The organism is Immundisolibacter sp. (assembly GCF_041625615.1).
Taxonomy (GTDB): Bacteria; Pseudomonadota; Gammaproteobacteria; order Immundisolibacterales; family Immundisolibacteraceae; genus Immundisolibacter.
This window is the reverse complement of sequence record NZ_JBFJTF010000154.1, coordinates 1-4786: the sequence shown is the minus strand read 5'-3', so window position 1 is coordinate 4786 and position 4786 is coordinate 1. Positions and strand designations below refer to the sequence as shown.

Sequence of the window (4786 nt, the reverse complement as noted above, 5' to 3'; positions counted from 1 at the left end):
CGGTTCGCCCGGCTGCGCGCCCCCCGGCGGCGACCCCACCGCGGGTGGGTCGGCCTCGCTACCGGGTACCTCAGCCATCGCCTGCTGCGCGGGGCCTGACACCGGTGCGACGGTCGGTTCGTCGGAAACCGGCGCCACGACAGCCTCGGATGCTTCGGCCAGGCCGGCTGCCTCGGGTGTCTCGGGTGTCTCGGCCGCTTGCGCGACGGGCGGCGCCGCGCCGTCGGAACCCACCGACACCGGCTCACCCGACTGGGCAACCGCCGGCAGGGACCTGTCCAGCAGGCGCGGCGCGTGCGGCAACTCACTCAGCAACCTCAAGGGCACTGCCGTATCACCGCGAAGCGACTGTTCCTCAGTCGCCGCGGCCGGCACGGCGACGCCACTCAACCAGGCAACGGCAACCAGTCCATTGAGAACCAGCAGTATCCAGACCATCGCTCTCATCGCGCCTCCCATTCCAGCATGCGCCCCAGGCCCTCCAGGACCAGATGGGGGGTCAGCCGTGTGTTTATTGGTAACGTCAACGCCTGTCGCAACGCCGGCGCATCGCCGCCGGTCAACCACACATCGGCATCGGGCAGGCGCCGCAACCAGGCGTCCACCGCCCGCTCGATGCCACCGAGAGCCGCCAGCCGTGTTCCCGCAGCCACGGCGTCCGCTGTGGCGACTGCCGCCACGTCGGTCGCGTTGCCGGGCGGCTGCGCCACCAGGCCGGTTCGGTCGTAAAACGCATCGGCCATCATCAGCGGTCCCGGGAATATCACCCCTCCCAGGTGCTGGCCGTCCTGTCGCAGTCCATCCACCGTCACCGCCGAACCGCAATCAATGACGATCGCCGCCCGCCCCGGCCGCTGCGCCCAGGCACCAAGCAGCGCTGCCCAGCGGTCGAATCCCAGACGCGCCGGCTCGCGATAGCCGTTGCACACGTCGCCACAGCGCGCCGTCACCGCCGGACGTACCACCTCGCCCTGCCAGTACGCCGCCAACGCCTGCTCAAGCGCCTGCAACATGCAGCCACGCACCACCGCGGCGATCGCCACCCGCCGTGGCGTACCCAGGCCGTGCAGCACCTGCCGGCACACCTCGGCCGGATCCTGTCCACGCCACACCACCGCCTGCGGCTGTACCAACCGACCATCCGCCCAGCCGGCCCATTTCAGGCGGCTGTGGCCAAGATCAAACAGCAGGTCCATCACCGGCCCTGACCGACACGTCACCGCCCCAGATCTGGCGTTGCCGACCCGCGCAGTCCAGCAGAAGGGCACCGTTGGGAGCGATGCCGCGGGCCGTCCCGTCCACGCGCTCGCCGGCCCAGTCGACGTGCACCGTTCGCCCGGCCAGGCCGTCGAAGCGTGCATAGCTGGGCAGCCACGGCTCCAGTCCGGTTTCCGGAAAGGTGTGCATCACCCGCAATAACGCCTCCACCACCTGCGCCGCCAGCCCGGTACGGTCCCAGGCGCGGCCACTGGCACGCGCCAGGCTGTTCCAGGCCTGCTCGATGCCACCCCCGTCGGCGATCAGCATGTTCACATTCAGCCCCAGGCCCGCCACGGCCCAGCACGGCCCCTGCGTGTCGCCCTGCAACTCGATCAGGATACCGCCCAGCTTGCCCCCGCCGCACAGCACGTCGTTTGGCCATTTCAGGCTGACCTGTTCAACGCCGAGCCCGGTCAGCAATTGCGCCAGGGCGGCGCCGATGGCGAGGCTCAGTCCCGCCAATGCGGCCGGTCCGCTCTCGTAGCGCTGTGCCACCGATACGTAAAGATTGCGCCCGAACGGCGAATGCCATTGCCGACCGCGCCGGCCGCGACCGGCGCTTTGATGCTCGGCCAGGCACACCGAGGGCCAGTGACCGGCCGCGATCCGTGCCATCAGGTAACTGTTGGTGGACGGCAGGGAGTCGAACAGTTCGATGCCGCCCGCCGGCACCACCGCACCGAGCAGGTGCTGCAGCCGATCGGTCTGAAGAAGGTCAAGACCGCCCTCGAGCCGATAGCCGCGTGCACGCTGCGTACTCACCGGGGCGCCCCAGGCTGCCAGGCTTTGCGCCTGCTTGGACACCGCGGCACGACTGATACCCAAGCACTGAGCCAGCTCGGCGCCGCCGTGCCAGGCACCATCGGCCAGCGCACGCAGCAGGGCAAGGCGGGTAACGGAAGGCGGCGACATGCTCGGATGCGGTGGGCCGTCAGGGCAAAAGCGTGCCCCGAACACGATTCGAACGTGTGACCTTCCCCTTAGGAGGGGGACGCTCTATCCAGCTGAGCTACCGGGGCGCGGGACCCCGCTGCCAAGCGGCACCGGGAGTGCGCCGGAACCTTACCCGAAGGGTATTCGTGCGTCCAGCGGCGACTCACGGCGCCACCTCCACCAGCAACCACACGGCACCGGCACTGACCGCCATCAACAGCGCTGCACGCCACAGGGGCGCCAGGACAGGCGGCTGGTCGGCGTAGTCGCCGGGCGGCTTTCGGCCGGTCAACATCGGCTTCAGCAGATTGTCGCCACGCACCAGGTACAGCATCACGGCCACCACGTGCAGGCCGACCGCCACCAGCAACACGTCGAAGTTGCGCTTGTGGATGAAGGTCAACCAATCGCTGGTGTCCTTGCTGACCCACGCCATCAGTGGGCCTTCATTGAAGATGTCGTCGTTGGCAAACAAACCGCTGACCGCCTGCACCGCCAGCAACGCCAGCAACACCACCACCATCCAGCCACCGAGCGGGTTGTGCCCCAGGAAGTGCCTTGGGCGGCGACTGAACCAGGCCCGCGCGTACCCCAGCACCGCGCCCGGTCCACGCAGAAAGCGACCGAAGCGCGCACTGCCGCTGCCCCATACGCCCCACAGCAGACGAAACAGCAGCAAGGCGATGACCGCGTAGCCACAACGCATGTGCCAGTGCATGTACTCGATGCCGGCCTCGGCGGTGATCCACGCCGCCGCCAGCAGCGACACCAGAAGCCAGTGGAACAACCGCACCGGCCAGTCCCAGACCTTGATCTGGCGGACGACCTGGGTACCGGTGTGCCCCGATGTGGATGTCATATCAGTTTCCCTCGCCTGTGCTAGCGTGCCCGCCCGCTGTCATGCGGCCCGGGGGAACGCACTGTAGCGTGGATTACCGGCCGCTTGCGGCCTGCGGTGCCCCCTGCCAGGGAACCGGATGGCGTGTCCGGCACTCAAAACTGCCAGCGCTTTCCCACGCCCTGACCACCCACTTCAACGAGTCCGCCGCGTGCACCTCGCCGACGTCACCATGTTCTATGCCCCGACCAGCGGCGGCGTGCGCACCTACCTCGACAGCAAGCACCACTACCTGACACGCCAGGCCGGGGTCCGCCACAGTGTGCTGGTGCCCGCGGGCACCTGCGTGCCCGATGCGGATTTCCATTGTCTGCCCGCGCCCCCACTGGGCGCCTCGGGCTATCGCTTTCCGCTGCGCGGCGGTCACTGGCTGCACATGCTGCGTCGACTGCAACCGGACCTGATCGAAGCAGGCGACCCCTACCGGCTGGCCTGGGTCGCGCTGGCGGCTGGCCAGCGACTCGACGTGCCGGTGATCGGTTTCTATCACTCCGATGTCCCGCGCCTGGTGGCGCGACGCCTGGGCCCCTCAGCGCGCACGCTGGCCGAACACTACATCCGGCGTCTGTACCGCCAGTTCGATGCCGTCTGCGCGCCCAGCCGCGTCATGGCCCGCCAGCTCGAGGGCCTGGGCATACCGCGAACCCTCGTGCAACCGCTCGGCGTCGACGTGCAGCGGTTTCATCCCCGTCACGCTGACCCGAAGCTTCGCATGCGCCTGGGCATCGGGCGCGACACACGCCTGCTGGTGTTCGCCGGTCGCGCCGCCCGCGAGAAGAATATCGACCTCCTGCTGGCCACCGCCCAGGCGCTGGGCAACCGATATCACCTGCTGCTGATCGGCCCCGGCATGCCACACACGACCGCGCGCAATGTCACGACGGTGCCCCATTACCTGCCGGCACCGCAGCTGGCCGGCCACCTGGCCGCCTGCGATGCACTGATCCACGCAGGCGACCAGGAGACGTTCGGCCTCGTGGTACTGGAGGCAATGGCCAGCGGGCTGCCGGTCATCGGCACCCATCACGGCGCCCTGCCCGAGCTGGTCGTGCCGGGCACGGGCGTGTTGACGCCGGACGTGACACGCGACGGCCTGGTGGACGCCACACGCACCCTGTTCGTCCTCGACGCGGGGCTCATGGGCCGGCGGGCCCGGCGCCGCGCGGAAGAACACTTCGCCTGGGAAAGCACCCTGCAGCGCCAGCTCGATCACTACCGACACCTGCTCGGCGGCTACCGCGCGCACAACCCGGCGGTGAACCGTGCCCAGCACTGAACCGCATCCCGCACTGTGCGTGGTGCTGCACGTCGTCGCCCCGCCCAGCTGGCCGCTGTACCGCCCCCTGGTGGCGTTTGCGGACCACCATCAGGTGCCCCTCACACTGCTGGTGGTGCCCGATTTCCACCACCAGGGCGACCTGCGCCGGAACCCGTGGTTCGTGCAGGCAATGGAGGCTCGACGCCGGCAGGGCGACGAGATTGTTCTGCACGGCTACTTTCACGCCGACGACACCCCCCTGCGCGGTGATCCCGTTGACTGGTGGATGCGCCGCGTATACACCCGCGAGGCGGAGTTCTACCGTCTTGGCCGGGGCGCGGCGGTCGAACGGCTCAGGCGCGGCCTGGCACTGTTCGCCGAGTTCGGCTGGCGACCGGCCGGGTTCGTGGCGCCGGCCTGGCTGCTCGGACCAGGTG

The 4786-nt window shown here is 69.2% G+C and carries 5 protein-coding genes, 1 tRNA gene and 1 pseudogene; 2 read left to right on the top strand and 5 right to left on the bottom strand.

What is annotated here, in order from left to right; all coding sequences use genetic code 11:
• From ABYX71_RS10440 to ABYX71_RS10420, 5 genes and pseudogenes are all read right to left on the bottom strand, one after another.
• A pseudogene (locus ABYX71_RS10440) lies at positions 1–438 on the bottom strand (hypothetical protein); the annotation flags it as partial.
• A 5-nt stretch (positions 439–443) separates the two neighbouring features.
• The gene (locus ABYX71_RS10435) at positions 444–1196 is read right to left on the bottom strand and encodes a type III pantothenate kinase (RefSeq protein WP_372696436.1); all 753 of its coding nucleotides are present in this window, start codon (positions 1194–1196) and stop codon (positions 444–446) included.
• Positions 1180–2172 (bottom strand): biotin--[acetyl-CoA-carboxylase] ligase, encoded by a 993-nt coding sequence (locus tag ABYX71_RS10430; protein WP_372696435.1) that lies wholly within the window; start codon positions 2170–2172, stop codon positions 1180–1182. Before ABYX71_RS10430 ends, ABYX71_RS10435 begins: the two co-directional genes overlap by 17 nt.
• Positions 2173–2205: 33 nt before the next feature.
• Positions 2206–2279: transfer RNA gene (locus ABYX71_RS10425), tRNA-Arg, on the bottom strand.
• 77 nt (positions 2280–2356) lie between these two features.
• Positions 2357–3052, bottom strand: coding sequence for a cytochrome b/b6 domain-containing protein (locus ABYX71_RS10420; protein WP_372696434.1), 696 nt, complete (start codon positions 3050–3052; stop codon positions 2357–2359).
• A 190-nt stretch (positions 3053–3242) separates the two neighbouring features.
• On the opposite strand from ABYX71_RS10420, the gene ABYX71_RS10415 reads away from it, so the two are divergent.
• Together ABYX71_RS10415 and ABYX71_RS10410 are read left to right on the top strand one after the other, a co-directional pair.
• Positions 3243–4367 (top strand): glycosyltransferase, encoded by a 1125-nt coding sequence (locus ABYX71_RS10415; protein WP_372696433.1) that lies wholly within the window; start codon positions 3243–3245, stop codon positions 4365–4367.
• A partial coding sequence (locus ABYX71_RS10410) for a DUF2334 domain-containing protein (protein WP_372696432.1) occupies positions 4354–4786 on the top strand: 433 nt, incomplete at its 3' end. The genes ABYX71_RS10415 and ABYX71_RS10410, both read left to right, overlap by 14 nt.